General features: G+C 66.3%; 28 protein-coding genes and 1 pseudogene. 13 read left to right on the top strand and 16 right to left on the bottom strand.

What is annotated here, in order from left to right; translation table 11 throughout:
* Positions 1-83 precede the first annotated feature (83 nt).
* Positions 84-1,148: a glycosyltransferase family 4 protein gene (locus tag WT24_RS13145; protein ID WP_059505029.1), complete on the top strand. Its 1,065-nt coding sequence runs from the start codon at positions 84-86 to the stop codon at positions 1,146-1,148.
* 123 nt (positions 1,149-1,271) lie between these two features.
* Here the strand turns inward: WT24_RS13145 and WT24_RS13150 are convergent, their stop codons facing one another.
* From WT24_RS13150 to WT24_RS13160, 3 genes are all read right to left on the bottom strand, one after another.
* Positions 1,272-1,859 (bottom strand): YSC84-related protein, encoded by a 588-nt coding sequence (locus WT24_RS13150; protein ID WP_034207498.1) that lies wholly within the window; start codon positions 1,857-1,859, stop codon positions 1,272-1,274.
* Positions 1,860-2,098: 239 nt separating this feature from the next.
* Entirely contained in the window at positions 2,099-2,548 is a 450-nt protein-coding gene (locus tag WT24_RS13155; protein ID WP_059505027.1) for a hypothetical protein, read from the bottom strand.
* Between the two features lie 258 nt (positions 2,549-2,806).
* Entirely contained in the window at positions 2,807-3,097 is a 291-nt protein-coding gene (locus WT24_RS13160; RefSeq protein WP_011549641.1) for a PsiF family protein, read from the bottom strand.
* A 271-nt stretch (positions 3,098-3,368) separates the two neighbouring features.
* Here WT24_RS13160 and WT24_RS13165 point away from each other — a divergent pair, with 271 nt between their 5' ends.
* Complete coding sequence (locus WT24_RS13165; RefSeq protein ID WP_060033897.1) at positions 3,369-4,391, top strand: asparaginase; 1,023 nt, start codon at positions 3,369-3,371, stop codon at positions 4,389-4,391.
* Between the two features lie 103 nt (positions 4,392-4,494).
* Here WT24_RS13165 and lysM read toward each other — a convergent pair whose 3' ends face one another.
* The 4 genes from lysM to gcl form a co-directional block, all read right to left on the bottom strand.
* Complete coding sequence (gene lysM / locus WT24_RS13170; RefSeq protein WP_059505022.1) at positions 4,495-4,965, bottom strand: peptidoglycan-binding protein LysM; 471 nt, start codon at positions 4,963-4,965, stop codon at positions 4,495-4,497.
* A gap of 459 nt (positions 4,966-5,424) precedes the next feature.
* On the bottom strand, positions 5,425-6,318 hold the full coding sequence (locus WT24_RS13175; RefSeq protein ID WP_006485940.1) for a 2-hydroxy-3-oxopropionate reductase: 894 nt from the start codon (positions 6,316-6,318) through the stop codon (positions 5,425-5,427).
* A 41-nt stretch (positions 6,319-6,359) separates the two neighbouring features.
* Complete coding sequence (hyi, locus tag WT24_RS13180; protein ID WP_034207492.1) at positions 6,360-7,169, bottom strand: hydroxypyruvate isomerase; 810 nt, start codon at positions 7,167-7,169, stop codon at positions 6,360-6,362.
* A gap of 43 nt (positions 7,170-7,212) precedes the next feature.
* Positions 7,213-8,988 (bottom strand): glyoxylate carboligase, encoded by a 1,776-nt coding sequence (gene gcl, locus WT24_RS13185; protein ID WP_060033900.1) that lies wholly within the window; start codon positions 8,986-8,988, stop codon positions 7,213-7,215.
* A gap of 166 nt (positions 8,989-9,154) precedes the next feature.
* Between gcl and WT24_RS13190 the strand changes: the two genes are divergently transcribed.
* The 10 genes from WT24_RS13190 to WT24_RS13235 all read left to right on the top strand — a co-directional run bounded on the left by WT24_RS13190 (position 9,155) and on the right by WT24_RS13235 (position 16,773).
* The gene (locus WT24_RS13190) at positions 9,155-10,066 is read left to right on the top strand and encodes a LysR family transcriptional regulator (protein WP_059790707.1); all 912 of its coding nucleotides are present in this window, start codon (positions 9,155-9,157) and stop codon (positions 10,064-10,066) included.
* A 167-nt stretch (positions 10,067-10,233) separates the two neighbouring features.
* Positions 10,234-10,875 (top strand): RNA polymerase sigma factor, encoded by a 642-nt coding sequence (locus WT24_RS13195; RefSeq protein WP_060033902.1) that lies wholly within the window; start codon positions 10,234-10,236, stop codon positions 10,873-10,875.
* Positions 10,865-11,758 (top strand): anti-sigma factor, encoded by an 894-nt coding sequence (locus WT24_RS13200; protein ID WP_060033905.1) that lies wholly within the window; start codon positions 10,865-10,867, stop codon positions 11,756-11,758. Before WT24_RS13195 ends, WT24_RS13200 begins: the two co-directional genes overlap by 11 nt.
* 231 nt (positions 11,759-11,989) lie before the next feature.
* On the top strand, positions 11,990-12,364 hold the full coding sequence (gene rpsF, locus WT24_RS13205; protein WP_027784636.1) for a 30S ribosomal protein S6: 375 nt from the start codon (positions 11,990-11,992) through the stop codon (positions 12,362-12,364).
* Between the two features lie 40 nt (positions 12,365-12,404).
* Entirely contained in the window at positions 12,405-12,704 is a 300-nt protein-coding gene (gene priB, locus WT24_RS13210; protein ID WP_006486250.1) for a primosomal replication protein N, read from the top strand.
* A 4-nt stretch (positions 12,705-12,708) separates the two neighbouring features.
* Positions 12,709-12,984, top strand: a complete 276-nt coding sequence (gene rpsR / locus WT24_RS13215; RefSeq protein WP_006486248.1) for a 30S ribosomal protein S18 — start codon at positions 12,709-12,711, stop codon at positions 12,982-12,984.
* A gap of 27 nt (positions 12,985-13,011) precedes the next feature.
* Positions 13,012-13,464 carry a 50S ribosomal protein L9 gene (gene rplI, locus WT24_RS13220; RefSeq protein ID WP_027784634.1) on the top strand — a complete coding sequence of 151 codons (453 nt, stop codon included), beginning with the start codon at positions 13,012-13,014 and terminating at the stop codon, positions 13,462-13,464.
* A gap of 140 nt (positions 13,465-13,604) precedes the next feature.
* Positions 13,605-14,987 (top strand): replicative DNA helicase, encoded by a 1,383-nt coding sequence (locus tag WT24_RS13225; RefSeq protein WP_034207487.1) that lies wholly within the window; start codon positions 13,605-13,607, stop codon positions 14,985-14,987.
* A 138-nt stretch (positions 14,988-15,125) separates the two neighbouring features.
* Positions 15,126-15,752, top strand: a complete 627-nt coding sequence (locus WT24_RS13230; protein WP_006478627.1) for a DUF47 domain-containing protein — start codon at positions 15,126-15,128, stop codon at positions 15,750-15,752.
* A 10-nt stretch (positions 15,753-15,762) separates the two neighbouring features.
* Entirely contained in the window at positions 15,763-16,773 is a 1,011-nt protein-coding gene (locus WT24_RS13235; protein ID WP_059505011.1) for an inorganic phosphate transporter, read from the top strand.
* Between the two features lie 150 nt (positions 16,774-16,923).
* Here the strand turns inward: WT24_RS13235 and WT24_RS13240 are convergent, their stop codons facing one another.
* Both WT24_RS13240 and WT24_RS13245 read right to left on the bottom strand, forming a co-directional pair.
* Positions 16,924-18,009 carry a C40 family peptidase gene (locus tag WT24_RS13240; protein WP_060033908.1) on the bottom strand — a complete coding sequence of 362 codons (1,086 nt, stop codon included), beginning with the start codon at positions 18,007-18,009 and terminating at the stop codon, positions 16,924-16,926.
* A gap of 237 nt (positions 18,010-18,246) precedes the next feature.
* Complete coding sequence (locus WT24_RS13245; protein ID WP_059790713.1) at positions 18,247-20,049, bottom strand: PhoH family protein; 1,803 nt, start codon at positions 20,047-20,049, stop codon at positions 18,247-18,249.
* On the opposite strand from WT24_RS13245, the pseudogene WT24_RS35750 reads away from it, so the two are divergent.
* Positions 19,945-20,186 (top strand): annotated as a pseudogene (locus WT24_RS35750) (hypothetical protein); the annotation flags it as partial. The gene WT24_RS13245 and the pseudogene WT24_RS35750 sit on opposite strands and share 105 nt — an antisense overlap.
* Before the next feature lie 198 nt (positions 20,187-20,384).
* Here WT24_RS35750 and WT24_RS13250 read toward each other — a convergent pair.
* From WT24_RS13250 to WT24_RS13280, 7 genes are all read right to left on the bottom strand, one after another.
* Entirely contained in the window at positions 20,385-20,846 is a 462-nt protein-coding gene (locus WT24_RS13250) for a peroxiredoxin (RefSeq protein WP_034207483.1), read from the bottom strand.
* Positions 20,847-20,942: 96 nt separating this feature from the next.
* Positions 20,943-21,839 carry a polysaccharide deacetylase family protein gene (locus WT24_RS13255; RefSeq protein ID WP_059504999.1) on the bottom strand — a complete coding sequence of 299 codons (897 nt, stop codon included), beginning with the start codon at positions 21,837-21,839 and terminating at the stop codon, positions 20,943-20,945.
* Positions 21,840-21,852: 13 nt separating this feature from the next.
* On the bottom strand, positions 21,853-22,908 hold the full coding sequence (locus WT24_RS13260; RefSeq protein ID WP_059504997.1) for a bifunctional UDP-4-keto-pentose/UDP-xylose synthase: 1,056 nt from the start codon (positions 22,906-22,908) through the stop codon (positions 21,853-21,855).
* Positions 22,905-23,852, bottom strand: a complete 948-nt coding sequence (locus WT24_RS13265) for a formyltransferase (RefSeq protein WP_059504995.1) — start codon at positions 23,850-23,852, stop codon at positions 22,905-22,907. The genes WT24_RS13260 and WT24_RS13265 overlap by 4 nt, the downstream gene beginning before the upstream one ends.
* On the bottom strand, positions 23,849-24,886 hold the full coding sequence (locus WT24_RS13270) for a glycosyltransferase (RefSeq protein ID WP_059504993.1): 1,038 nt from the start codon (positions 24,884-24,886) through the stop codon (positions 23,849-23,851). Before WT24_RS13270 ends, WT24_RS13265 begins: the two co-directional genes overlap by 4 nt.
* A 6-nt stretch (positions 24,887-24,892) precedes the next feature.
* The gene (locus WT24_RS13275) at positions 24,893-26,044 is read right to left on the bottom strand and encodes a DegT/DnrJ/EryC1/StrS aminotransferase family protein (RefSeq protein WP_059504991.1); all 1,152 of its coding nucleotides are present in this window, start codon (positions 26,042-26,044) and stop codon (positions 24,893-24,895) included.
* A 130-nt stretch (positions 26,045-26,174) separates the two neighbouring features.
* Positions 26,175-26,546 carry an EamA family transporter gene (locus WT24_RS13280; RefSeq protein ID WP_006482863.1) on the bottom strand — a complete coding sequence of 124 codons (372 nt, stop codon included), beginning with the start codon at positions 26,544-26,546 and terminating at the stop codon, positions 26,175-26,177.
* Positions 26,547-26,548: the final 2 nt, after the last annotated feature.

The raw sequence follows: 26,548 nt of genomic DNA on the forward strand, positions 1-26,548 counted from the left end.
GGCGCGGCATGGAGGCGGGACGCGCGCGCAAGCGCGGCCCCGCCGGCCGTACCGCAACGGACAGGACACAGGAGACGTGGACCATGAGAATTGCCCAGATCGCCCCGCTGACCGAATCCGTACCGCCGAAGCTGTACGGCGGCACGGAGCGCGTCGTGTCCTACATCACCGAGGCGCTCGTCGAGCTCGGCCACGATGTGACGCTGTTCGCGAGCGGCGATTCGACGACGCGGGCGAAGCTCGAGCCCGTGTGGCCGCGCGCGCTGCGACTCGATTCGTCGATCCGCGACCGGGTTGCGCCGCACATGCTGCTGATGGAGACGGTCGCGCGCCGCGCGAAGGATTTCGACGTGCTCCATTTCCACATGGACTACTACTCGTTCTCGGTCTTCAACCGACAGGACACGCCTTACGTGACGACGCTGCACGGCCGCCTCGACCTGCCCGAGCAGCAACCGGTGTTCGACACGTTCAACACGGCCCCGGTGATCTCGATTTCCAATTCGCAGCGCCAGCCGTTGCCGCAGGCGAAATGGCTGACGACCGTCTATCACGGGTTGCCCGAGACGCTGTACATGCCGCAGCCCGTCGAGCCGCGCTATCTCGCATTCCTCGGCCGCATCTCGCCGGAAAAACGCGTCGACACCGCGATCCGCATTGCCGGCCAGTGCGGGTTGCCGATCCGGATCGCCGCGAAGATCGACGCGGCCGACCAGGAATACTTCGACCGCGAGATCAAGCCGCTCTTCGCGTTGCCGCACGTCGAATACGTCGGCGAGATCGCCGATCACGAGAAGGCTGAATTCCTGTCGGGCGCGCATGCGCTGCTGTTTCCGATCGACTGGCCGGAACCGTTCGGCCTGGTGATGATCGAGGCGATGTCGTGCGGCACGCCGGTGATCGCGTTCAACCGCGGCGCGGTGCCCGAAGTGGTGGACGAGGGCGTGTCGGGTTTCATCGTCGAGGATGAAATCAGCGCGGTGGCCGCCGTGAACCGGCTGCACCTGCTGCCGCGTGCGCGCGTGCGGCAGCGCTTCGAGGAGCGCTTCACGTCGCGCCGGATGGCGCAGCAGTACGTGGACGTGTACCAGTCGGTGATCCGCGCGCAGAAGCGCTCGCGCTTCAAGGTGATCGATTCGACGACCTGAGCGGCCCGACCGACCCGGCCGCGTTGGCGCAGCGCGCCGGCGGATAAAAAAACGGCGATGCCCGCAAGGACATCGCCGTTTGTGCATGACCCGCGCGAGGCCCGCGCGGGCAGGGCGTCAACGTCAGATCTTGAGCTTCGTGACCTTCGTGCCGTTGATCGATACGTCGCCCATCAGGCCGGCGTTGGTCAGCACGACGACCTGGACCGGTGCGGTGGCCGTGTTGGAATCGACCGCGCCGTTCGCGCCCATCTTCACGAGTGCGACCGAGGCGCCGGCGCCGGCGGCCCAGCCGTCCGAGTTGCGGAATTCGTCGAGCGCCTGCTGCGTCATGAACAGGAACACGATCGCCTTCGACTGCGCGCCGGCCTGCAGGCCGACCGACAGCGACGACGTGTTGTAGTAGCCGACCGTGCTGCCGCCGACGCGCAGCGCGCCGTTGCCGGACTGGCCACCGACGATGAAGCCGGCCTGGAGCACTTCGGGGAAGACCAGCACGCCGCGCGATTTCGCGACGAGTTCGCGCGAACCCTTGACCGTGGAGTACATGCGCGACAGCGTGGCGTCGACGCTCGCGTCGATCGACTGGCGTTTGGACGCGTTGGTCGCGGCGTTGTCCGGCTTGTCCGGGGTGGTGGTGCAACCGGTGAGCGCGAGGCTACCGACGATGAGCGCAGCGGCGGCTTTCAGCACAAGATTCCGTTTTTGCATCGTTGTTCTCCATCGGATGACGTTCGGAGTGAGTCTCGCTCAAGGAGCGGATCACGTCGGCAGTTATATCACAGCGGATTACGGCCTCTTTTCGTTGCCGCGTGAAAAAGCGTCAAATCGCGTGGGGGTGTCGCGGCGCGCCAACGGACGATGCGGCGCCGACGCGCGAGGGGCGGGTCGGCATGCGGGGCGCGCGACGATCGGGCGGGAGGGCGCGGCGTTTGCAGCGCGCGCCCGTGTCAGTGTGTGACGGGCGGAACGGGCGGCTTGATCGGCGGGCGGCGAAGCGCGCGGCGGATCAGCGCGATCACGATGCCGCACGCGAACAGGAACGCGGCCGGGACGACCCAGTAGCCGACGAACGCATGCCACAGATAGCCGGCGAGCGTATTGCGGCGTACCACGTATTCGTCGCGAGCCGCCTGCTGGCGCGGCGCGTTGGCGGCGAGCACGTCGGCCGGGCAGCCGGCCGCGCGCGCTTCGTCAGGCTCCCCGTGACACTTCGCAGCGGCGCCGGCGGCCTGCTGCGCGTCGGTGAGCTGCCACGTGGTCAGCGCGAGCTGCAGGTCCGCCTTGTTGTAGGCCATTTCCTCGCGGATCTCGCGTACGGCGACGATCGCGACGGGCACCGCCCAGAACACGATCACGATCAGCCAGCGGCGGAACCAGCGGTGTTGTCTCCATGCCATCCAAGCCTCCGTTTGACGCGCGTGCGCGTCCGTCTCGAGGGCGGCCCGATGGCGCTTCTTGGTCTTGGGTGGGCCGCGTTGCAGCCATCATAGAAGAAAACGCGGCGAAATGCCGCACCACGTGGCGGCGCGGGGCCGGCTGCCGGAAAAAACGGGGCGGGAAAGACGGGAGTGCGGGCGTCGATGCGCGTGCAACGAAAATGAAAATGCCGCGCCCGCCGAAGCGGGGCGCGGCATTCGAGGCGGGAGCGCCGGGACTCAGGCGGCCGGCTGGTTGCTCAGGCAGCTCTTCATGAACGCCTTGCGATCGTCACCCTTCTTGCCGGTGGCCTGCGTATTGCACGCCTTCATCTTTTCCTGCTGCGTCATCGCCTTCGCGGGCTTCGCCGACAGGCAGTCCTTCATGAACGCCTTGCGTTCGTCGCCCGTCTTGCCGGCTGCCTGGGTGTTACAGGCCTTCATCTTGTCCTGCTGGCTGTTCGCCGCGAACGCGGGGGAAGCCAGCATGCCGCCGAGAAGCACTGCGGCTACGAGCGATTGGATTTTCATTTCGACACTCCCATGGGGTGAATTGCGTGTGATCGACGCCGTCACGAAGCACGACGCGATGAGGACAGGGCCACATCGCACCGCGCGCTCCGATTATGGCAAATCAAGGTGAAAACACCAAAACGGCACTTCCTATAACGTTGCGGACGCCATGGCCGTTGACGCCGCGCGCGGCCCGGAGATCGGGACAAACCATGATGCGCGCCGGCTATCGCCGGCCGCCGCGCCGGAACCTGCCGGCTCGCGGCGGGGAGCCATTACAATCGCGGCCATGAATACACCGAACATCGCATCCCCTTCGTTCGCGGCGCCGCTGCCGCGCATCGCCGTACTCGCCACGGGCGGCACGATCGCCGGCGCCGCGCCCGACGCCGCCAGCACGGCCGGCTACCAGGCCGGCGCGCTCGGCGTCAATTTCCTGGTCGACGCCGTGCCGGCACTCGCGTCGGTCGCACGCATCGACGCGGAACAGGTCGCCAGCATCGACAGCAAGGATCTCGCGCTGCCGCTGTGGAACACGCTCGCCGCGCGGATCGACGCGCTGATGGCCGACCCGGCCGTCGACGGCATCGTGATCACCCACGGCACCGATACGCTCGAGGAAACCGCGTATGCACTGCATCTGGTCGTGCGGGGCGACAAGCCGGTCGTGCTGACGGCCGCGATGCGGCCGGCCACCGCGCTGTCGTCCGACGGCCCGCTGAACCTGCTGAACGCGGTGACGGTGGCCGCGCATCCGGCCGCGCGCGGGCAGGGCGTGCTGGTCGCGTTCAACAACCGGATCCACGGCGCGCGCGATGTCGTGAAGACGAGCACCTATGCGGTCGACGCGTTCCAGTCGCCTGAACTCGGCGCGCTCGGCTGGGTGCAGGACGGCCGCGTCGAATTCGCGCGCCGCGTCACGCGCACGCGCGACACGCAACTGGCGATCGCCGCGACCTGGCCGCCGGTCGAAGTCGTCGCGAGCTATGCGGGCGTGACGCGCACGGCCGTGGACGCGCTCGTCGCGGCCGGCGTGCGCGGGCTCGTCGTCGCGGGCACCGGCAACGGGTCGATCCATGCGGTGCTGCAGGCGGCGCTCGCCGATGCGGCGGACGCGGGCGTGGCGGTGGTCCGTGCGTCGCGCGTCGGTTCGGGACACGTGATGCGCAACGGCGCCGCGAGCGACGATGCGCTCGGTTTCGTGAGCGCGGGCTCGCTGCACCCGTTCAAGGCGCGCGTGCTGCTGATGCTCGCGCTGGCGAACGGCATTCGGGATCGAGACGCACTGCAGCACGCGTTCGATACGCTGTGACGGATGGCCACCGCTCGGGCGGCGTGCGGCGCGCATAAAAAATGGCAGGCCGGTGGCCTGCCATTTTTGCGTCGGTACTGCGAGAACGATCAGGATTGCACGATCAGGACTGCGGCGGAATCACGAGCTTCTGGCCCGGGTAGATGCGGTCGGGGCTCGACAGCATCGGCTTGTTCGCCTCGAAGATCACCGGGTACTTGTTCGCGTCGCCATACACTTCCTTCGCGATCGCCGACAGCGTGTCGCCCGGCTTCACGTCGTGGTACTGGACTTCCGGATCGTCCGGCTGCAGGCCGTCGTCGTTGACGCCCGCGACGCCTTGCACGTTGCCGGCCGCGACCTTGACCTTCGCCTTCGTGTCGAGATCGGGCACGCTGCCCGACAGCGACACGGTGCGCGACGCGCCGTCGAACGCGACGGTCAGATTCGACGTGTCGAGACCTTGCGTGTTGATGTAGTTCTTGATTGCGTCGGCCGCGGTCTGGTTTGCGGCATTCGGATCTTCCGCCGCTTGCGCGTCGGCATGACCCAGCAGTTTTTCACCCGCCTCTTTGATAAACGAAAGAAGACCCATCGCTGCACTCCTTAGGTGGTTGAAAAGAAAACGCGCCATGAAGTGGCGAAAAAAACACCGCGCTGGATGCGGCCACCTGGGCGGGCGCAAGCGCGGCGGTTTTCTCGAAAGGCGTGGCGAAAGTGTAGGCGTTCAACGCGACGATTGCATGAAAAATCGCACGCTCGAACGTAAAGAAATGTAATACGCGAAATCCGACAGGCGGACACCCGACGACGACGTCTGACCGACCAAGGCTTCCCCGGCGCCGCCGGGTGCCGCTGCGGACCCCACCACGCCGCTCTCAGCCCAGAGCGGCGTTTTTCGCCCCGTCCCGCATGCCGTTGGCGATGCGAGGCGGGGCGCCCCAACGTGATGCGCGCGTGCGTTGCGCATCGAGGCGACCGGCCGCGGCCGAGTCGCGTGTATGCGTCGCGCGCCTGCGCCATCGCAGCGAAAGCGCGCATTGCGGCAGCCGCGTTACGCGGCCGGCGTCTGGCCGATCTCGAAGTTCGACATGATCTCGAGCGCGCGCACGAGGGCCGAGTGATCCCATGCCTTGCCGCCGTGCGATGCGCACACGCTGAACAGCTGCTGCGCGCTCGCGGTGTGCGGCAGCGCGAGGCCGAGCTTGCGTGCGCCGTCGAGCGCGAGGTTCAGGTCCTTCTGGTGCAGCTCGATGCGGAAGCCCGGATCGAACGTGCGCTTGGTCATCCGCGCGCCGTGCACTTCGAGGATGCGCGACGCGGCGAAGCCGCCCATCAGCGCCTGGCGCACGCGCTCCGGGTCGGCGCCCGAACGTGCGGCGAACAGCAGCGCTTCGCCGACCGCCTCGATGTTCAGCGCGACGATGATCTGATTCGCGACCTTGCAGGTCTGGCCGGCACCGTTGTCGCCGACGAGCGTGATGTTCTTGCCCATCTTCTCGAACAGCGGCTTCGCGCGCTCGAATGCCTTCTCCGGGCCGCCGACCATGATCGTCAGCGTCGCTTCGCGTGCGCCGACCTCGCCGCCGGACACCGGCGCGTCGAGGTAGTCGCAGCCGAGCGCGTTGATCTGCTTCGCGAATGCCTGCGTGTCGAGCGGCGAAATCGAGCTCATGTCGATCACGAGCTTGCCGGCCGTCAGGCCCTTCGCGACGCCGTCGTCGGCGAACAGCACGTTGCGCACGTCGGGCGTGTCCGGCACCATCGAGATGATGATGTCGGCGTGCTGCGCGACTTCGGTCGAGTTCGCGACGACCTTCGCGCTGCCGCGCAGGTCGTCGGGAATCGGGAAGGCACCGTTTACGACGAGCTGATGATCGCCCTTGAGCAGGTTGCGCGCCATGTGCGCGCCCATGATGCCGAGGCCGATGAAACCGATGGTTGCCATGTGAAAGTCTCCTATAGGGCTGAAAACGGGAAGGGCGCGACTCAGGCGGCGCGACGCGCCGAGGCCGGTGCGCAGCCGGCCACGCTTTGCAGCCAGCCGAGGCCTTCCGTCGTGGTGGTCCGGGGCTTGTATTCGCAGCCGACGTAGCCGGCATAGCCGAGCCGGTCGAGCAGCGCGAACAGGAACGCGTAGTTGATCTCGCCGGTGCCCGGCTCGTTGCGGCCCGGGTTGTCCGCGAGCTGGACGTGGCCGATCGACGCGAGGTTGCGTTCGATCGTCGCGGCCAGTTCGCCTTCCATGCGTTGCATGTGATAGATGTCGTACTGCAGGAACAGGTTGTCCGAGCCGACCGCGCGGATCACGTCGAGCCCTTCGGACGAGCGGTTCAGCGCGAAGCCCGGGATGTCGAAGCTGTTGCACGGTTCGACGAGCAGGCGGATGCCTTCGCGCTTCAGCGCGTCGGCGGCGAAGCGCAGGTTGTCGACGATCGTCACGAACGTCTTGTCGCGCGCGGTGCTCGCCGACGGGATGCCGACGAGGCAGTTCAGCTGCGGCACCTTCAGCGCCTTCGCGTACTCGATCGCACGGCCGACGCCTTCCTGGAATTCGCTCACGCGATCGGGCAGGCACGCAATGCCGCGCTCGCCCTGATCCCAGTTGCCGGCGGGCAGGTTGTGCAGCACGAGGCGCAGGCGGTGCGTCTCGAGCCGCTCGGCGAGTTCCTCTTTCGCGTACGGATACGGGAACAGGAACTCGACGGCGTCGAAGCCCGCGTCCGCGGCCGCCTTGAAGCGGTCGAGGAACGGCACTTCGTTGAACAGCATGGTCAGGTTTGCAGCAAACTTCGGCATGAGCTAAGCCTCTTCGGTCGGTCGGTCAAAAATATCGCGCGGTTCAGTCGAGCATCGAGATCGCGGTCGGTGCGTGCTCGGCCTTTTCGGCGAGCTCCTCGAATTCGTTGATCGCGTCGATTTCGGTGCCCATCGAGATGTTCGTCACGCGCTCGAGGATCACTTCGACGACCACCGGCACGCTGAACTCTTCCGCGAGCGTTTGCGCCTGGCGCAGCGCCGGCTCGATTTCTTCCGGCTTGAACACGCGCAGCGCCTTGCAACCGAGGCCTTCCGCGACCGCCACGTGGTCGACGCCATACCCGTTCAGTTCCGGCGCGTTCACGTTGTCGAACGCGAGCTGCACGCAGTAGTCCATGTCGAACGCGCGCTGCGCCTGGCGGATCAGCCCGAGGTACGAGTTGTTCACGACGACGTGCACGTACGGCAGCTTGAATTGCGCGCCGGCCGCCAGTTCCTCGATCATGAACTGGAAGTCGTAGTCGCCGGACAGCGCGACGATCGGGCGGCTCGGGTCGGCCGCACGCACGCCGAGCGCGGCGGGGATCGTCCAGCCGAGCGGGCCGGCCTGGCCGCAGTTGATCCAGTTGCGCGCCTTGAACACGTGCAGGAACTGCGCGGCGGCGATCTGCGACAGGCCGATCGTGCTGACGTAGCAGGTATCGCGGCCGAACACCTTGTTCATCTCTTCGTACACGCGCTGCGGCTTGACCGGCACGTTGTCGAAGTGCGTCTTGCGCTGCAGCGTGCGCTTGCGTTCCTGGCATTCCGCGACCCACGCGCTGCGATCCTTCAGCTTGCCGGCGGTCTTCCATTCCCGTGCCACCGCGACGAACAGTTCCAGCGCCGCCTTCGCGTCCGACACGATGCCGAGGTCGGGGCCGAACACGCGGCCGATCTGCGTCGGCTCGATGTCGACGTGCACGAACTTGCGGCCCTTCGTGTAGACCTCGATGCTGCCCGTGTGGCGGTTCGCCCAGCGGTTGCCGATGCCGAGCACGAAGTCGGACGCGAGCATCGTCGCGTTGCCGTAGCGGTGCGACGTCTGCAGGCCGACCATGCCAGCCATCAGCGGGTGGTCGTCGGCAATCGCGCCCCACGACATCAGCGTCGGGATCACCGGCACGCCGACCGTTTCGGCGAACTGCACGAGCAGGTCTTCGGCCGCCGCGTTGAGCACGCCGCCGCCCGACACGATCAGCGGCTTGTCCGCGTCGTTCAGCATTGCGAGCGCCTTCTCGATCTGCGCGCGGGTGGCCGCGGGCTTGTAGACCGGCAGCGGTTCGTACGTGTCGATGTCGAATTCGATTTCGGCGAGCTGCACGTCGATCGGCAAGTCGACCAGCACCGGGCCCGGACGGCCCGAGCGCATCAGGTGGAACGCCTGCTGGAACACGCGCGGCACGAGCGCCGGTTCGCGCACGGTCACGGCCCACTTGGTGACCGGCTTGGCGATCGATTCGATGTCGACGGCCTGGAAATCTTCCTTGTAGAGGCGCGCGCGCGGCGCCTGGCCCGTGATCGCGAGGATCGGAATCGAGTCGGCCGACGCGGAGTAGAGGCCGGTGATCATGTCGGTGCCGGCGGGGCCCGACGTGCCGATGCACACGCCGATGTTGCCCGCTGCCGCACGCGTGAAGCCTTCGGCCATATGCGACGCGCCTTCGACGTGACGGGCGAGCACGTGGCTGATGCCGCCCGACTTGCGCATGGCCGAGTAGAACGGGTTGATCGCGGCGCCCGGCACGCCGAACGCGGTCTGGATGCCTTCCTTCTCGAGCACGAGTACGGCTGCGTCGACGGCTCTCATCTTGGCCATGAATGTCTCCTTGAATGTGGCGGATCTTGCGAATCGGTCTGTTGGGAACACTTTAGGGATGCAGGAAAGGTTTGATAAGATCAGCCGAAGTCGCTTATTTCGAAACTAAAAGTATGGAATGACCGCCGGACGGGGCTTCCCGCCGGAGTCGGAACGGAGACGGAAGATGGACCGCTTCAAGCAGATCGAGACGTTCGTGCGGGTGGCCGATGCCGGCAGCCTCGCGGCGGCGGCGCTCGAGGAGGGCGTGTCGCCGGTGGTGCTCGGGCGGCGCATCGACGCGCTGGAGAAGCGCCTCGGCGTGAAGCTGATGTACCGCTCGACGCGGCGGCTGGTCGTCAGCGAGGAGGGGGCCGCGTTCCTCGAGCGCTGCCGCGGGCTGCTCAGCGAATGGGATCAGGCCGAGAACGAGCTGGCCGCCGGGCGGCGCGCGGTGAGCGGCCACCTGATCGTGTCGGCGCCGGCCGCGTTCGGCCGCAAGCACGTCGCGCCGCACGCGCCGGGCTTTCTGGCCGACAAGCCGGAGATGCAGCTGTCGTTCAACCTGACCGATCGCGTCGTCGATCTCGTGCGCGAGGGCTATGACCTGTCGATCCGGATCGGCGGCGCGGTCGATCCGAACTTCGTCGCGGTGAAGCTCGCGTCGAACCGGCGCGTGGTGTGCGGCACGCCCGGGTATTTCCGCAAGCACGGCCGGCCGAAGTCGCTCGACGACCTGCTGAAGCACAACTGTCTCGCGTTCAACCTGCAGGGCGGCCAGAACCGCGGCTGGTATTTCCAGCGCCATGGCAAGATCGCGACGATGCGCGTGACCGGCAATCTCGACTGCAACGACGGCGAGCTGCTGCACCGCTGGGTGGCCGAAGGGCTCGGGCTCGGCTGGCGCTCGACGTGGGAAATCGCCGCGCAGCTCGAAACGGGCGAACTCGAGACCGTGCTCGACGAATATGCGCTGCCCGACTACGACATCCTAGCGGTCTACCCGCAGCAACGCTACGTGCCGGCGCGCGTGCGCTATTTCATCGACTACCTGCGCGCCGCGTACGCGCGCCCCGGCTACTGGAGCACCACGCCGTGACGGGGTAGCCCGTGCGGCCGTCCGGCGATTTTTACGCTTCGTGTGCACGGTGCGGGAATAAACTCGACGCAGCGGCGGTAAGGTCATCGAGCGCGCACGTTGCCGGTCTGTCCGGGCGCCGTGCGCGGAACGGGCGCGGCGTTGGCCGCCGGGACCAGGGAGGCCATGTGGGGCAAGCCGGACAGGCGGTCGATGAACGAGCGGCGGACGATGCGATCGCGCGCGGCGAGCGGTTTCGCGCGCTCGTGCTCCCGCATCTCGACGCCGCGTACAACCTCGCGCGCTGGCTGAGCGGCAGCGCCGGCGATGCGGACGACGTCGTCCAGGACGCGTGCATGCGCGCGCTGCGCTTCGTCGATTCGTGTCGCGGCGACAACGCGCGGCCGTGGCTGCTGACGATCGTGCGCCACACCTGGTACACGGAGTGGCGGCGACGCACGCATGCGCACGAGGTCGCGCTGCCCGACACGCTCGACGACGCCGACGTGCCCGACGACTGGCAGCCGGCCACGGAGGATCCGCTGGCGCACCTGCTGCGCGGCGAGAACGTGCGGCTCGTGAATGCGGCGCTCGCGCAGCTGCCGCCCGAATACCGCGAGGTGCTCGTGCTGCGCGAGATGGAGGACCTGAGCTACCGCGAGATCGCGGCGATCGCGGACGTGCCGGTCGGCACGGTGATGTCGCGGCTCGCGCGCGGCCGGCGCAAGCTCGCCGCGTTGCTGGGCGGCGCGCCTGCGCCGACGACCGAAGGCCGGCCGGGCCGTGCGCCGGCAGGCGGAACCGCATCGGAGGCTATCGATGGACTGTAACGAAGCGCGAGCGTTGCTGGACGCGGATGTCGACCGCGAGCTGTCGGCGCCCGATGCGTTGCGGGTCCAGCAGCATGTCGACGGGTGCGATGCGTGCCGCCGCGAACGTGCGCGGATCGTCGCGCTGGTGCAGGCCGTACGGCAGGCCGATTATCACCGCGCGCCGGACGCGCTGCGGGCGAGCATCCTCGCGAGCCTGCCGGCGGCGGCCGACGCGCATGCCCACGAGCCGTCGCGGGCCGAGCCGCGGCCTGAGCCCCGGTCGCCGCCGCGGCGGCCGCGCGGGCGCGACCGGTTCTCGTGGCTGCCCGGGCGCGGCGGCGCGGCACGACCGGTATCGACCGGTGCCGGGCCCCGCGTGGCCGCGTTGCCGGGCCTCGGCTGGGGCGTCGCGTTGCTGGTGGCGCTCGCGGCGGCGGGCGCAATGGCATGGTCCGCCCGCCATGCCGATACCGACCGAACGGTCGACGAGCTCGTCGCGAGCCATGTGCGGGCCGACCTGTCGGCGCGCGACATCGACGTGATCTCGACCGACCGGCACACGGTTAAGCCGTGGTTCAACGGCCGGCTCGACTATGCGCCGCCGGTCGAGGATCTTGCGGCGAGCGGCTTCGCGCTGGTCGGCGGCCGGCTCGACTACGTCGGGCGTCGCCGCGTCGCGGTGCTCGTCTATCGCCACCGGCAGCACGTGGTCGACGTCTACGTGCAGCCGGCCGGGGAGCAGCCGGCTGCTCCGTATGCGACGGTGTCGCAGGGCTATGCGCTCGACCGCTGGAGCGCGGCCGGGATGACGTGGTGGGCCGTGACCGACGCCGAGCCGTCGGCGCTCGCGGCGTTCCGGACGGCGCTCGACGCGCGACTTGCGGGCACGCACGGCGAATGACCGCGCCGGCGGCGGCGCGGCGCGTGGCTGTTCCGACCCCGGCGCGATAACGCGCGAACCGATGGCATTTGCGCCGGCATACCTGTTCAAGTCTTTGAAAACACGGCCGAATCCGTTTGCCAATCGTCGATTGGCCTTGCATGCGCCCCGTAACCGGGTTAGAATCTTCGGCTTCTCACTTGCCACACCGGTTCAGACGCCCGGGTGGCTTTAATCCACAAGGAGTGTGTAATGCGTCATTACGAAATCGTATTCATCGTGCACCCCGATCAAAGCGAGCAAGTGCCCGCGATGATCGAGCGTTACAAGACCACGATCACGTCGCACGGCGGCCAGATCCACCGCGTCGAAGACTGGGGCCGTCGCCAACTGGCCTACATGATCGAGAAACTCGCGAAGGCTCACTACGTCTGCATGAACATCGAGTGCGACCAGACGACGCTCGACGAACTCGAACACGCGTTCAAGTTCAACGACGCCGTGCTGCGCCACCTCATCGTCAAGATGAAGAAGGCCGAAACCGGCCCGTCGCCGATGATGAAGGAAGTTCAGCGCGAAGAAGCCAAGAAGGCGGCTGCAGCTCAGCCGGCCGAAGCGCAGGCTTAAGTTCGTCACGCATTAAGCCATCAAGGAGCGCGCCACTCACGTGAACAGGTTGCAATTGACGGCGAGCGTCGTCGAACGCGCACCGGTGCGATACACGCCGGCAGGTGTTCCGATCGCAAGCGCCACATTGCATCACCGCACGGAAGTCGTCGAAGCAGGCATTCCCCGCCAGGTCGAAATGACGATCGAGGCGGTGGCGGCCGGTGAGGCGAGCGGCAAGCTGGAAAGTCGTGAAATGGGCGTCGAAACGCTGTTCACGGGCTTCCTGGCCAAGAAAAGCCGCAACGCGAGAACCTTGGTGTTTCACATCACAGCATTGCAGGACATTGGAAAGGACTGAAATCATGCCCCGCCCGACTGGTAAGAAATTCGACAAGCGTCGTCAGCAACAAAACCCGCTCTTCAAGCGCAAGAAGTTCTGCCGTTTCACGGCTGCCGGCGTCGAGCAGATCGACTACAAGGACACGGAAACGCTGAAGGACTTCATCGGCGAAAACGGCAAGATCACGCCGGCTCGTCTGACGGGTACGAAGGCGCACTATCAGCGTCAGCTGGATACGGCCATCAAGCGTGCGCGTTTCCTCGCGCTGCTGCCGTACACCGATCAGCACAAGGCGTAATCAGGCGACGCAATAAGGAGAATTCGAATGCAAATCATTCTGTTGGAAAAAGTCGCCAATCTGGGTAACCTCGGCGATATCGTCAAGGTCAAGGACGGTTACGCTCGCAACTTCCTGATCCCGAACCGCAAGGCTCGCCGTGCAACGAAGGAAGCGATCGCCGAATTCGAAGTGCGCCGCGCTGAACTCGAAAAGATCGCCGCTGAAAAGCTGGCGGCATCGCAGGCAGTCGGCGAGAAGCTGAACGGCCAGACGTTCGAAATCACGCAGAAGTCGGGCGTCGACGGCCGTCTGTTCGGCTCGGTCACGAACGGCGACGTCGCGGAACTGCTGAAGAAGGCAGGCTACGAAGTCGAAAAGCTGCAAGTGCGCATGCCGGAAGGCCCGCTGAAGATGATCGGCGAGCACAACGTCCAGGTTGCGCTGCACACGGACGTCGTCGTCGACGTCACGATCAACGTGATCGGCGACCACGCGTAAGCGTATGCAAGCTTGCCGGGCGGCTTCCGCCGTCCGGACAAGGGCAGGCGCCCGGGCAACCGGGGCCTGCCTTTTTTATTGCCTGCTCGCCGGCAAGCGGTGGTAGCGCTGCCGCCATCTATTCGCGATAATCCCAACCCATGAACGCGCCGCAAGATCCCCAAATCGAATCGCTGAAAGTCCCGCCGCATTCGGTCGAAGCCGAACAGTCGGTGCTCGGCGGCCTGTTGCTCGACAACGCGGCATGGGACCGGATTGCCGACTTCCTGTCGCAGGGCGACTTCTACCGCTACGACCACCGGATCATCTACGAGCACATCGGCCGGCTGATCGCGGCGACGCGCCCGGCCGACGTCGTGACCGTGTACGAAGCGCTGACCACGTCCGGCAAGGCCGACGACGTCGGCGGGCTCGCGTATCTGAACGCCCTTGCGCAGAACACGCCGAGCGCGGCGAACATCCGCCGCTACGCGGAAATCGTGCGCGACCGCGCGGTGCTGCGCCGGCTGGTGTCGGTCGCCGACGAAATCTCGGCCGACGCCTTCAATCCGCAGGGCAAGGAAGTCCGCCAGCTGCTCGACGAAGCCGAATCGAAGGTGTTCTCGATCGCCGAAGAGGGCGCGCGCGGCAACCAGGGCTTCCTCGAGATCGGCCCGCTGCTCACGCAGGTGGTCGAGCGCATCGACACGCTGTACCACACCGCGAATCCGAGCGACGTCACCGGCACGCCGACCGGCTTCGTCGATCTCGACCGGATGACGTCGGGGATGCACGGCGGCGAACTGATCATCGTGGCCGGCAGACCGTCGATGGGTAAAACGGCCTTCTCGATGAACATCGGCGAATACGTCGCGGTCGAGTACGGGTTGCCGGTCGCGGTGTTCTCGATGGAAATGCCGGGCACCCAGCTCGTGATGCGTATGCTCGGCTCGATCGGCCGGCTCGACCAGCACCGGATGCGAACCGGCCGCCTGACGGACGAGGACTGGCCGAAACTGACGCACGCGGTGCAGAAGATGAGCGAGGCGCAGCTCTTCATCGACGAGACGGGCGGCCTGAACCCGATGGAGTTGCGCTCGCGCGCGCGGCGCCTTGCGCGGCAGTGCGGCAAGCTCGGCCTGATCATCGTCGACTACCTGCAGCTGATGTCGGGTTCGTCGCAGGGCGAGAACCGCGCGACGGAAATCTCGGAGATTTCGCGCTCGTTGAAGAGTCTCGCGAAGGAGCTCGACGTGCCGGTGATCGCGCTGTCGCAGCTGAACCGCGGCCTCGAACAGCGCCCGAACAAGCGTCCGGTGATGTCGGATTTGCGCGAATCGGGCGCAATCGAGCAGGATGCGGACGTGATCCTGTTCATCTATCGCGATGAAGTCTACAATCCCGACAGCCCAGACAAGGGGACGGCCGAAATCATCATCGGCAAGCAGCGTAACGGCCCGATCGGGCCCGTTCGGCTCACGTTCCTGGGGCAATACACGAAGTTCGACAACTTTGCCGGGGCGCAAACCTTCTACGGCGAGTGAAGCCGGTTGTAAACACCTATTTCGCCAAATGTTGTATCCAATCCCGGCGTGCGCATATGCGCACGTCGCGTCGCGACCGGAAACGGTACAATGTCGCCCGTTTTCGTGACAGTAGTTTGACAATCTCTCAGGAATCCCATGTTCGGTCGATTCATGCCCACCGAGGGCAAGTTCTTTGAACTCTTCAACGCGCACGCGAAGCACATCGTTTCCGGTGGCCGCGAGCTCGAACTGCTGATCGACAATCTCGCCGACGCCGAGATTCACAAGCAAAACGTGCAAATCGCCGAGAAGGCCGCCGACAAGCTCACGCACGAGGCGATCGATCTGCTGCACAAGACCTTCATCACGCCGCTCGATCGCGACGAGATCCACAAGCTGATCACGACGATGGACGACATCCTCGACCTGATGGAAGACGTCGCGACGGCCGTGTCGCTGTACGACGTGCAGTCCGTCACGTCCGAGGCGAGCCAGCTCGCGCACATCGTCACGCAGTCGGCCCAACACGTGCAGCAGGCCGTCGGCTTGCTGTCCGACATGAAGCAGTCGGCACAGATCCTCAAGCAGTGCGAGGAAATCGACCGCTGGGAGTCGGAGGCCGATCGCGTGCTGCGCGCGGCGATGTCGAAGCTGTTCCGCGAGGAAGACGACGTGAAGACGCTCATCAAGCTGAAGGCGATCTACGAGCTGCTCGAGGAGATCACCGACAAGTGCGAGGACGTCGCGAACATCATCGAAGGCATCGTGCTGGAAAACGCCTGAGCGGACCACGATGCATTCGATACAACTCGCCCTATGGATGGTCGCGACGCTGGTGCTCGTCGCGCTCGTATTCGACTTCATGAACGGCTTTCACGACGCGGCGAACTCGATCGCCACCGTCGTGTCGACCGGCGTGCTGAAACCCCAGCAGGCCGTGGTGTTCGCGGCCGCGTTCAACGTGATCGCGTACTTCATCTTCCACCTGAAAGTCGCGCAGACCGTCGGTAAAGGCACGATCGACCCCGAGATCGTCGACCATTACGTCGTGTTCGGCGCGCTGGTCGGTGCGATCGGCTGGAACGTGATCACGTGGTACTACGGGATTCCGTCGAGCTCGTCGCACGCGCTGATCGGCGGCCTCGTCGGCGCGGCGCTCGCGAAGTCCGGCTGGAGCGCGCTGAACATCGACGGGCTGCTGAAGACGATCGCGTTCATCTTCATTTCGCCGCTGCTCGGTTTCATCCTCGGTTCGCTGTTCATGCTCGGCGTGTCGTGGCTGTATTTCCGTACCGCGCCCAGCAAGGTCGACCGGCGCTTTCGCCGGTTGCAACTGCTGTCGGCCGGGCTGTACAGCCTCGGTCACGGCGGCAACGACGCACAGAAGACGATCGGTATCATCTGGATGCTGCTGATCGCGAGCGGTTACGCGTCGGCGAGCGCCGATGCGCCGCCGGCCTGGGTGATCGGCGCGTGCTACCTTTCGATGGGCCTCGGTACGCTGTTCGGCGGCTGGCGCATCGTGCGCACGATGGGCCAGAAGATCACGAAGCTCAAGCCGGTCGGCGGTTTTTGCGCGGAAAGCGGCGGCGCGATCACGCTGTTCATCGCGTCGTTCCTCGGCATTCCCGTGTCGACCACGCACACGATTACCGGCGCGATCGTCGGTGTCGGCGCGACGCAGAAGCTGTCGGCCGTGCGCTGGGGCGTCGCCGGCAACATCGTGTGGGCGTGGGTGCTGACGCTGCCGGCGGCCGCGTTGTTCGCGGCTGGCGGGTGGTGGCTCGGACGCCAGATCTTCTGAGCGCCGACACGGCCGGATCGACATGAAATGCGCCGCAAGCCGAAAGGCTGCGGCGCATTTTCTTTTGGAGGCTGGGCGAGAGAGCGGCGACGAGGCGGGAGGGACGGCAGATGCCGCCAACGTCGTTGACGGGCGGATTCGGGCAATCGCTCAATAACTGCCGTTCGCAAACCGCGCGATCGGATCGTCCGCCGTACCGGTGCGCGGGCTGATGGGCGCGGATTGCGTCGATGCTCGCCACACCTGCACGGGCGCGGGCTCGATACCGCGCGGGGGTGTCGACGCGGTCGCGGGCGGCGGTTCGGCATCGAAGGCGGCGGCCTGGGCGGCCGTCAGCGCGGTCGTCGGGATCTGCGTGCCGACTTCCGCCGGGGCGGCCGGTGCGGCATTGGCCGTCATCGCGGGCATCGCGTCATTCGCCGACGTGGCTTGCTGCTGCGCCGCCTGCATCCGCGGCGGCGGCGGTTCGTACGGATCGGCGACCGGTGCCGCCGGTGCAACTGCGGCGGCCGTCACGACCCGCGTGGTCGGGGCGGCCGGCGCCTGCGTCGCTCTCGTTTGCGGCGGCGCATACGCGGGCTGCCGCGGCGCGGCGGCAGCCGTCACGACCACGGGAGCGGCCGCGACCGCCGGCGCATTGCGCGGCTCGTCGCGCTTGGCTTCGTAGGTCGGCGCATCGAACGGCGTCGGGGCCGAGCGCGGCGGCGCGACGCGACGAATGCCGTCGAAGCGCTTCGCCCAGTATGGATTCGTCAGATAGTCGAGCCGCACGGTGCCGCCGCTCGAGGGCGCGTTCACGAAGCGCAGCTTGCCCACATAGATGCCGACGTGCGAATGCGGACGCCCGGTCGTATTGAAGAAGATCAGGTCGCCCGGCGCGATCTCGTCGGGTTCGATCGCCACGCCGCGGCCGCTCATGTCGGCGGTCGTGCGCGGCAGGTTCACGTCGGCCGCGCGGCCAATCACGTAGCGGACGAGCCCGCTGCAGTCGAAGCCGCTCGCCGGCGTGTTGCCGCCCCAACGATACGGGACGCCGACGAGGCTCATCGCCTGGATCGAGATTTCTTCCTGACCGACGCTGTGGTCGACGAATTTCGGGAAATTGGCGGGCGCGGGGAATGCACGCGGCGTCGTGATCTTCATGCCCGAAGCGGAACGCGATGCCGACTGCGGCGGCACGCTGGAACAGGCCGCAAGCAGGGAGACGACGGCGACGGGAACCCAGATTCGAAGCATGGCAAGGCGGGCGAGCGCGGCGCGCTCGCGAATCGTATGACGACAGACAGACCCGATGGTAGACGCACCGGCGGGGCTTAAGCAACCATTCTTGAGAATTTACTTGAAGTTTCGCGCGTAAACTGCATGGTCGCGTGACGAAGCATTACTTATATCTTCGACCCTAAATAAAAACGGCGCTCCAAAAAACGGAGCGCCGCGTGGCGTCGAAAGCCGGCCGATCGGCCGACCCGCGCGTTACAGGATGTCCGACGCGTAGTCGGCGAGCCGCGAGCGTTCGCCGCGCGCGAGGGTCACGTGGCCGCTGTGGCCCCAGCCCTTGAAGCGGTCGACGACGTAGGTCAGGCCCGAGCTGCCTTCGGTCAGGTACGGCGTGTCGATCTGCGCGATGTTGCCGAGGCAGACGATCTTCGTGCCGGGGCCCGCGCGCGTGACGAGCGTCTTCATCTGCTTCGGCGTCAGGTTCTGCGCCTCGTCGATGATCAGGTACTTGTCGACGAACGTGCGGCCGCGCATGAAGTTCATGCTCTTCACTTTGAGGCGCGAACGGATCAGCTCCTGCGTCGCGGCGCGCCCCCATTCGCCGGCCGCATCGTCGGTCTTCTGCAGCACTTCGAGGTTGTCGTCGAATGCGCCCATCCACGGCTGCATCTTCTCTTCCTCGGTACCGGGCAGGAAACCGATGTCCTCGCCGACGGGCACGGTCGCGCGCGTCACGATGATCTCGTTGTAGCGCTTGTCGTCGAGCACCTGCGCGAGGCCGGCCGCGAGCGCGACGAGCGTCTTGCCGGTGCCGGCCTGGCCGAGCAGCGTGACGAAGTCGATCTCGGGGTTCATCAGCAGGTTCAGCGCGAAGTTCTGCTCGCGGTTGCGCGCGGTGATGCCCCACACGTTGTTCTTGTGGTGGCTGTAGTCGCGCAAAGTCTGCAGCAGCGCCGTCTTGCCGTTCAACTCGCGGACGATCGCGTGGAACGTCGGCTCGCCGTTCTGCGGCTCCAGATAGACGAACTCGTTGACGAGCATCGACGCGACGAGCGGGCCCGTCACGCGGTAGTACGTGGTACCCGTCTTCGTGTCCTGCCAGCTCTCCATGCCCTTCGCGTGCTTGGTCCAGAAGTCCTGCGGCAGCTCGCGCACGCCGTTGTACAGGAGATCCGAATCCTCGAGCACCTGGTCGTTGAAGTAGTCTTCCGCGGGCAGGCCGAGCGCGTGCGCCTTGATCCGCATGTTGATGTCTTTCGACACCAGCACGACCTGGCGATCGGGGCGGTCGCGCTGCAGCGCGCGCACGACGCCGAGGATCTGGTTGTCGGCCTTGCCTTCGGGCAGGCCTTCGACGGGCGCGATGTCGGCGAGCTTCGTCTGGAAGTACAGGCGGCCGAGCGCGTCGCGGCTGCCGAGGCGCGACAGCGGAATGCCGGCCGAGATCGGGCCGCCGTCGGCGACGAGCGCATCGAGCGTGCGGCTGACCTGGCGTGCATTGCGCGCGACTTCGGACATCCCCTTCTTGTGGTTGTCGAGTTCCTCGAGCGTCATCATCGGCAGATAGACGTCGTGTTCCTCGAAGCGGAAGAGGCTGCTCGGGTCGTGCATCAGCACGTTGGTGTCGAGCACGAACAGTTTCTGCAGTTCGGCTTCGGCGGGTTTGCGGCCGCGCGACTTCGTCGCGGCGCCGGCGTCGCGCGCGGGCGCGGCCGCCGGTTTGCCGGCGGCCGGCTTGTCGTTGCGTGCGACGACCGGCGCCGCGGGCTCGACGGGCGCCGGCAGCGGTTGCAGCAGGGCGGCCGTCTGCTTGGTCTTGCGGCCGCGTGCGGGTGCGCTCGCGGCGCCGGACACCGAAGACGCGACGGCGCGCAACGGCGCGGCCGTGTTCGCGGCTTCGATCATCGGTGGGGCCACGCTGGCCGAACCATAGTCACCGGCTGTGGATGCGTCCCCTTCGGCGGATTTCTTCGCGGCTTTCGCGGGCCGCGCTTTCGCCTTGTATTCGTCGGGCGGCAGCAGGCTGCCGAGCTTGCTGGGGGGGGTAGGCAAAGGCATGGTGTCCCTCGGGAGGAATCGTGTCGCATGAAGTGCGCCGCTGATCGCATCCTGCGTGACGTAGACGCATGCAGTTTGCGCGCGGTGGCGCACAGGAATTTCGTCTAGCCGGTTCGCCTAAGTGTCGATCAGCTCCTCGATGCGGTAAGGGCCGGACCGGGGAGGGCCGGCGCGCGTTCCATAAAAAAAGCCGCTGCCCCGTCGACAGGGACATGCGGCTCGGCTGATGCCGTCGTGATGCGCGTCAGGTGCCGGCAAGCATTGCAACGGGCACCGGCGCAGCTACGAGAAATATGGGGCGAACTGGCATTCATTGCGGCCCAATATAACGCGCCTCAAAGCGCTTGTACAGCCTTTAGCACGTCGTCCACGTGACCCGGTACCTTGATGCCGCGCCATGCCTGGCGAAGCACGCCGTCGGCGTCGATCAGGAACGTCGAGCGCTCGATTCCGCGCACTTCCTTGCCATACATTTTCTTCATCTTGATGACATCGAACAACGCGCACAGCGCTTCGTCGGCATCGGAGATCAGCGGGAACGGCAGCTCGAGCTTGGCCTTGAAATTGTCATGCGAGCGCAGGCTGTCGCGCGACACGCCGATGACTTCCGCACCGGCCTTCTTGAACTTCGGATAGAGATCGCGGAACTGCAGCCCTTCGGTCGTGCAGCCCGGCGTGTTGTCCTTCGGATAGAAGTACAGCACGAGCTTCTTGCCCTTCAGGTCGGACAGCGAAATGTCGCCGCCCGTGGCCGGTGCGGTGAAATCGGGAACTTGACGGTCAACTTCGACGGACACGTGTTTCTCCTGTTGTTATGGAAGAGCGCCGCTGCGGCGGCGCGGTTCGGCGGGGCGTCGCAAGGGCGCGGCGACGATGCTGGCTCGCGCGCGAACTCAGTCGGGCTGGACGATCAGTTCACCGGAGCGGCCGGGGATTTCGCCCCACGCGACAGGGTACGATGGCAGCGAGTCGCGGTCCAGCGTTGCATGGTAGTCGCCCATCGTCGCAAACGTGTGGCCTTGCGCACGCCAGCCGGCGAGCAGTTGCTCGAATACGGGCGCGAGCTTCTGGCCTTCCAGTTCCGCGTGCAGCGTGAACACCTGGTCGTGCGGATTGGTTTCGGTGAACTTGAGGAGGTGCGCGGCGACGTTGTGCGTGTCGACGCCGTCGACGCCGAGCACTTCGTCGAGCGTCGGCAGCGTGGTCGGCATCTGCACGTGCGACAGCGTGCGGCCGCCGACCACGGGCAGGTACGGCGAGTGGCCGCGACCGTCGGACGCGTAGCGCATCCCCCACGCGTCGATCTGCTCGAACGCGGCGTCGTTCATCTGCCAGCCCGCCGCGCCGTGCGTGACGGGCGGCGCGCCGAAGATCTCGACGAAGCGCGCGTGACTCTTCTGCATTTCACGCGCGGTCCAGTCGCGATCGCGTACGCGCACGTTGTCCTGCCAGTAGACGTGATCCCACGTGTGGATCCCGCATTCGAAGCCGGCCTCATGAATCGCGCGCATGTCGGCGATCGCGCGGCGGCCGATGTCGGGGCCGGGCAGCAGCACGCCGTACATCAACTGCTTCACGCCGTAGTGCTCGACCACCGACGTGCGCGACACCTTCTTCAGGAAGCCCGGGCGGAACACGCGCCGCAGCGCCCAGCCCGTGTGATCGGGGCCGAGGCTGAAGAGGAAGGTCGCGCGGGCATTGAAGCGGTCGAAGATGCGCGCGAGGTTCGGCACGCCTTCGCGCGTGCCGCGCAGCGTGTCGACGTCGATCTTGAGGACGATACGAGCCAAGCGAGCGTCCCGATCAGCCTTGCTGTTCGACGAGCGCGCGCGCGTCGGCGACGTGGCCGCGGTACGCTTCGAAGATGTTGCGCAGCGCGTCGTCGAACGTCGCCTGCGGCGCCCAGCCGAGCTCCTGCATCGTGTTGTCGATCTTCGGCACGCGGTTCTGCACGTCCTGATAGCCGTTGCCGTAGTAGGCGCCGGACGTCGTTTCGACGAGCTTCACCTGCTTGGCCGACTCGGCGTACTCGGGGAATTCCGCGGCCAGTTCGAGCATCTTGTGCGCGAGCTCGCGAACCGAGAAGTTGTTCTTCGGATTCCCGATGTTGTAGATCTTGCCCGACGCGACGCCGCCCTTGTTCTCGATGATCTTCATCAGCGCGCTGATGCCGTCGCCGATATCGGTGAACGCGCGCTTCTGCGAGCCGCCGTCGACGAGGCTGATGTTCTCGCCGCGCACGATGTGGCCGAGGAACTGCGTGACCACGCGCGAGCTGCCTTCCTTCGGCGTGTAGATCGAGTCGAGGCCCGGGCCGATCCAGTTGAACGGACGGAACAGCGTGAAGTTCAGGCCTTCCATCCCGTAGCCCCAGATCACGCGATCCATCAGCTGCTTCGAGCACGCATAGATCCAGCGCGGCTTGTTGATCGGGCCGTAGGTGAGCGCCGACGCATCCGGGTCGAACTGCTCGTCCGAGCACATGCCGTAGACCTCGGAGGTCGACGGGAACACGAGGTGCTTGCCGTACTTGACGGCCGAACGCACGATCGGCAGGTTCGCCTCGAAGTCGAGTTCGAACACGCGCAGCGGCTGCTGGACGTAGGTCGCGGGCGTCGCGATTGCGACGAGCGGCAGGATCACGTCGCACTTCTTCACGTGATACTCGACCCACTCCTTGTTGATCGTGATGTCGCCTTCGAAGAAATGCATCCGCTCGTGGTTGACGAGGTCGCCCAGCCGGTCGGTCTGCATGTCCATGCCGAACACTTCCCAATCGGTGGTTTCAAGAATGCGCTTCGACAGGTGATGGCCGATGAAGCCGTTCACACCCAGGATCAGGACTTTTTTTGCTTTCATGAATGACGGGAAGAATGAATGAACTGCGCGAATTCCGCGGGCGTCACGACGGTTTCGCCGCCGTCGCGCTGCTGCCACAGCTCGAGAATGGATAGGGCGCGGCTGTCGCCGCAGACGCCGAATAGCGCATTATCGCTTACGTGCAGGCCGGGCGGCAAATCTGCCGCGGCCGTCGCCGCCGCGCTGCCGGGCGCCGCAAGGCGCGCGCGCGCGATCACGAAGCGCGCGCCGCCGACGTCCGTGAATGCACCCGGATACGGGGGGGCGACCGCGCGCACCAGGTTGTAGACCTGCGCGGCCGGTTTCGACCAGTCGACGCGGCCGTCCTCCGGCTTGCGCCCGCCGTAGTAGCTGCCGGTCGCGAGATCGTTCGGCAGGTGCGGCGCCTCGCCCGCGAGCAGCGCGGGCAGCACGCGCCACAGCGTTTGCTCGGCGGCTACCGTGACCTTGTCGAATACCTGCGCGGCCGTATCGTCCGGCAGGATCGGCACCGCGGTCTGCGCGAGGATCGCACCCGCGTCGGGCTTGGCGGCCATCTCGTGCAGCGTCGCGCCGGTTTCGGTCTCGCCGTTCAGCACGGCCCAGTTGGTCGGTACCCGACCCCGGTATTTCGGCAGCAGCGAACCATGCATGTTGTACGCGCCGCGCGGCGCGATCGCGAGCAGGTCCACCGGCAGCATGTGCCGATAGTAGAACGAGAAGATGAAATCGGGCCGCGCGTCGGACACCGCGCGGCGCAGCGCCGGATCGGCGGGATCGGCCGGCGTGACGACCGGAATGCCGTGTTCGGCCGCGACGGACGCGACGCTGCCGAACCAGATGTTCTCGTTCGGATTGTCCTCGTGCGTGACGACCAGCGCGACGTCGACGCCGCGCGCGAGCAGCACCTGCAGGCACCGCACGCCGACGTTGTGATACGCGAAGACGACCGCGCGCGGCTTCATTGCGCGGCTCCCGGGCGGTGCGCGGCGGCCGGCACCGGCGGCACGCCGTCGTGCTGCTCGAGCACGGCCTGGATCAGGTAGCGCGGCCGCGCGCGTACCTGCTGGTAGATGCGGCCGACGTATTCGCCGAGCAGGCCGAGCGCGAAGATGATCACGCCGAGCAGGAAGAACGTGATCGCGAACAGCGTGAACACGCCTTGCACTTCCGCGCCGACGATGAAGCGGCGCACGAGCAGCAGCGCGAACAGCGCGGCGGAGCCGAGCGACAGGATCACGCCGATGAACGACAGCCACTGCAACGGCACGACCGAGAAGCCCGTCACCAGGTCGAAGTTCAGCCGGATCAGGCTGTACAGCGAATACTTCGATTCGCCCGCGAAGCGTTCCTCGTGCGCGACCTCGATTTCGGTCGGGTTCTGCGCGAACGTGTACGCGAGCGCGGGGATGAACGTGTTGACCTCGCCGCACACGTTGATCGTATCGATGATGCGGCGGCTGTACGCGCGCAGCATGCAGCCCTGGTCGGTCATCTTGATGCGCGTGATGCGCTCGCGCAGCCGGTTCATCATCTGCGACGCCTTGCGTCGCCACAGGCTGTCCTGGCGCTGCTTGCGGATCGAGCCGACGTAGTCGTGGCCCTCGCGCATCTTCGCGATCAGCTTGCCGATTTCCTCGGGCGGGTTCTGCAGGTCGGCGTCGAGCGTGACGACGATCTCGCCGCGCGATTGCGCGAAGCCGGCGAGGATCGCCATGTGCTGGCCGTAGTTGCCGTTGAGCAGCACCACGCGCGTCGTGTCGGGCCGGACGTGGAACTGATCGGCGAGCATCGCGGCCGAGCGGTCGCGGCTGCCGTCGTTGATCAGGATCACTTCGTACGACGCGTCGAGTGCGTCGAGCGCCGGATACAGCCGCGCGAACAGCGCGGCGAGGCCGTCTTCCTCGTTGTACACGGGGATGATGACCGATACTTCGGGCCGGCCGGCGTCCAGGTGCGCGGCGCCCGAGTGCCCGGCGCGTGCTTCAAGGTGACTCATGTACGCTTATTTTCCGTATTGTTCGCAAATCTGATTGACGGCGTCGACCACGCGACGCACGTCGCCTTCCGTCATCTGCGTAAACAGCGGCAGCGTGACGGTCGACGCGCCGTACCGTTCGGCGTGGGGGAACATGCCCTCCTTGAAACCGCGCGCACGGTACAGCGTGAAAAGATGGATCGCCGGGTAGTGGATGCCCGTGCCGATGCCGCGTTCCTTCATCTGCGCCATGAACTCGGCGCGCGAGATCGACAGCCGCTCGAGCGGCAGCGTGACCAGGAACATGTGCCAGTTGCCGTGCTCGAATTCGGCGACCGGCAGGCCGACGCCGAGCTTCACGGCCGCGCCGCCGTCGAACGCGGCGAAATACGCGCGGGCGAGTGCGCGGCGCTGCGCGGTGAAGCGCTCGATGTGCGGCAACTGGCCGAGGCCGACGCGCGCGGCCACGTCGGTCAGGTTGTACTTGCCGCCGAGCACGTCGCAGTCCATCCCGTCGAAGCCGGTGCGCGTGATGCCCTGCAACCGGTACTTCTGCGCGAGCACGGCTTCGTCCTCGTCGTTCAGCACGAGCGCGCCGCCTTCGATCGTCGTCAGGTTCTTGTTCGCGTGGAAGCTGAACGACACGAGGTCGCCGATCGCGCCGATGCGCTTGCCGCGCCACGTCGAGCCGAACGCCTGCGCGGCGTCCTCGATCACGCGCAGCTTGTGCGCGCGGGCGATCGCGTACAGGCGGTCCATGTCGACCGGCAAGCCGGACAGGAACACGGGGATGATCGCCTTCGTGCGCGGCGTGATCGCCTGTTCGAGCTTGTCGAGGTCGATGTTGCGCGTGACGGGATCGATGTCGGCGAACACGGGCGTCGCGCCCGTTTCGATGATCACGTTGCTGGTCGAGACCCACGACGCCGGCGTCGTGATCACCTCGTCGCCGGGCCCGACGCCCGCGATGCGCAGGCCGATCTCGAGCGTGCAGGTGCCCGAATTGAATGCGCGGACCGGACGGCCGCCGCAGTACTCGGACAGCGCGGCCTCGAATTTCTGGCACTGCGGGCCGGTGGTGATCCAGCCCGAGCGCAGCACGTCGACGACGCCCTGGATGGTTTCCTCATCGATCTCGGGGCGGGTGAACGGCAGAAACGGAGCGGTAGTCTGGCTCATGAACGCGTTTGGCCTGTAATGGCGTGTAATAAAAGGGTCGGGCGATCCGTCCGAAACCGGCATTAAACACCGGTTGGCGGATTCGTACCGTGATTTTTTGTAGGCGGACGCTTAACGCGGCGGGCCGTGCTCAACTGCGCGCGAGCACGAGCACGCCGATCAGGATGATGCCGATGCCGACGAGCCGCTGGACCGACAACACCTCGCCGAACAGGTACCACGCCGCGAACGCATTGACGACGTAGCCGAGCGACAGCATCGGGTACGCGATCGACACGTCGACCCGCGACAGCCCGACGATCCACACGACGACGCTCAGCACGTAGCAGCCGAGGCCGCCGATGATCGGCAGCTGGGTCGCGATCTTGAGCCCGACCGGGATGATGTTCGCACGGCTGAATTCGAAGTGTCCAACGGCGTTGACGCCGGCTTTCAGCAGAAGTTGCGCACAGGCGTTGAGCATCACGCCGGTGACGATGCAGACGAACGAAACGGGATTCATGC

It is taken from the genome of Burkholderia sp. MSMB1078WGS, from assembly GCF_001528895.1.
Taxonomy (GTDB): domain Bacteria; phylum Pseudomonadota; class Gammaproteobacteria; order Burkholderiales; family Burkholderiaceae; genus Burkholderia.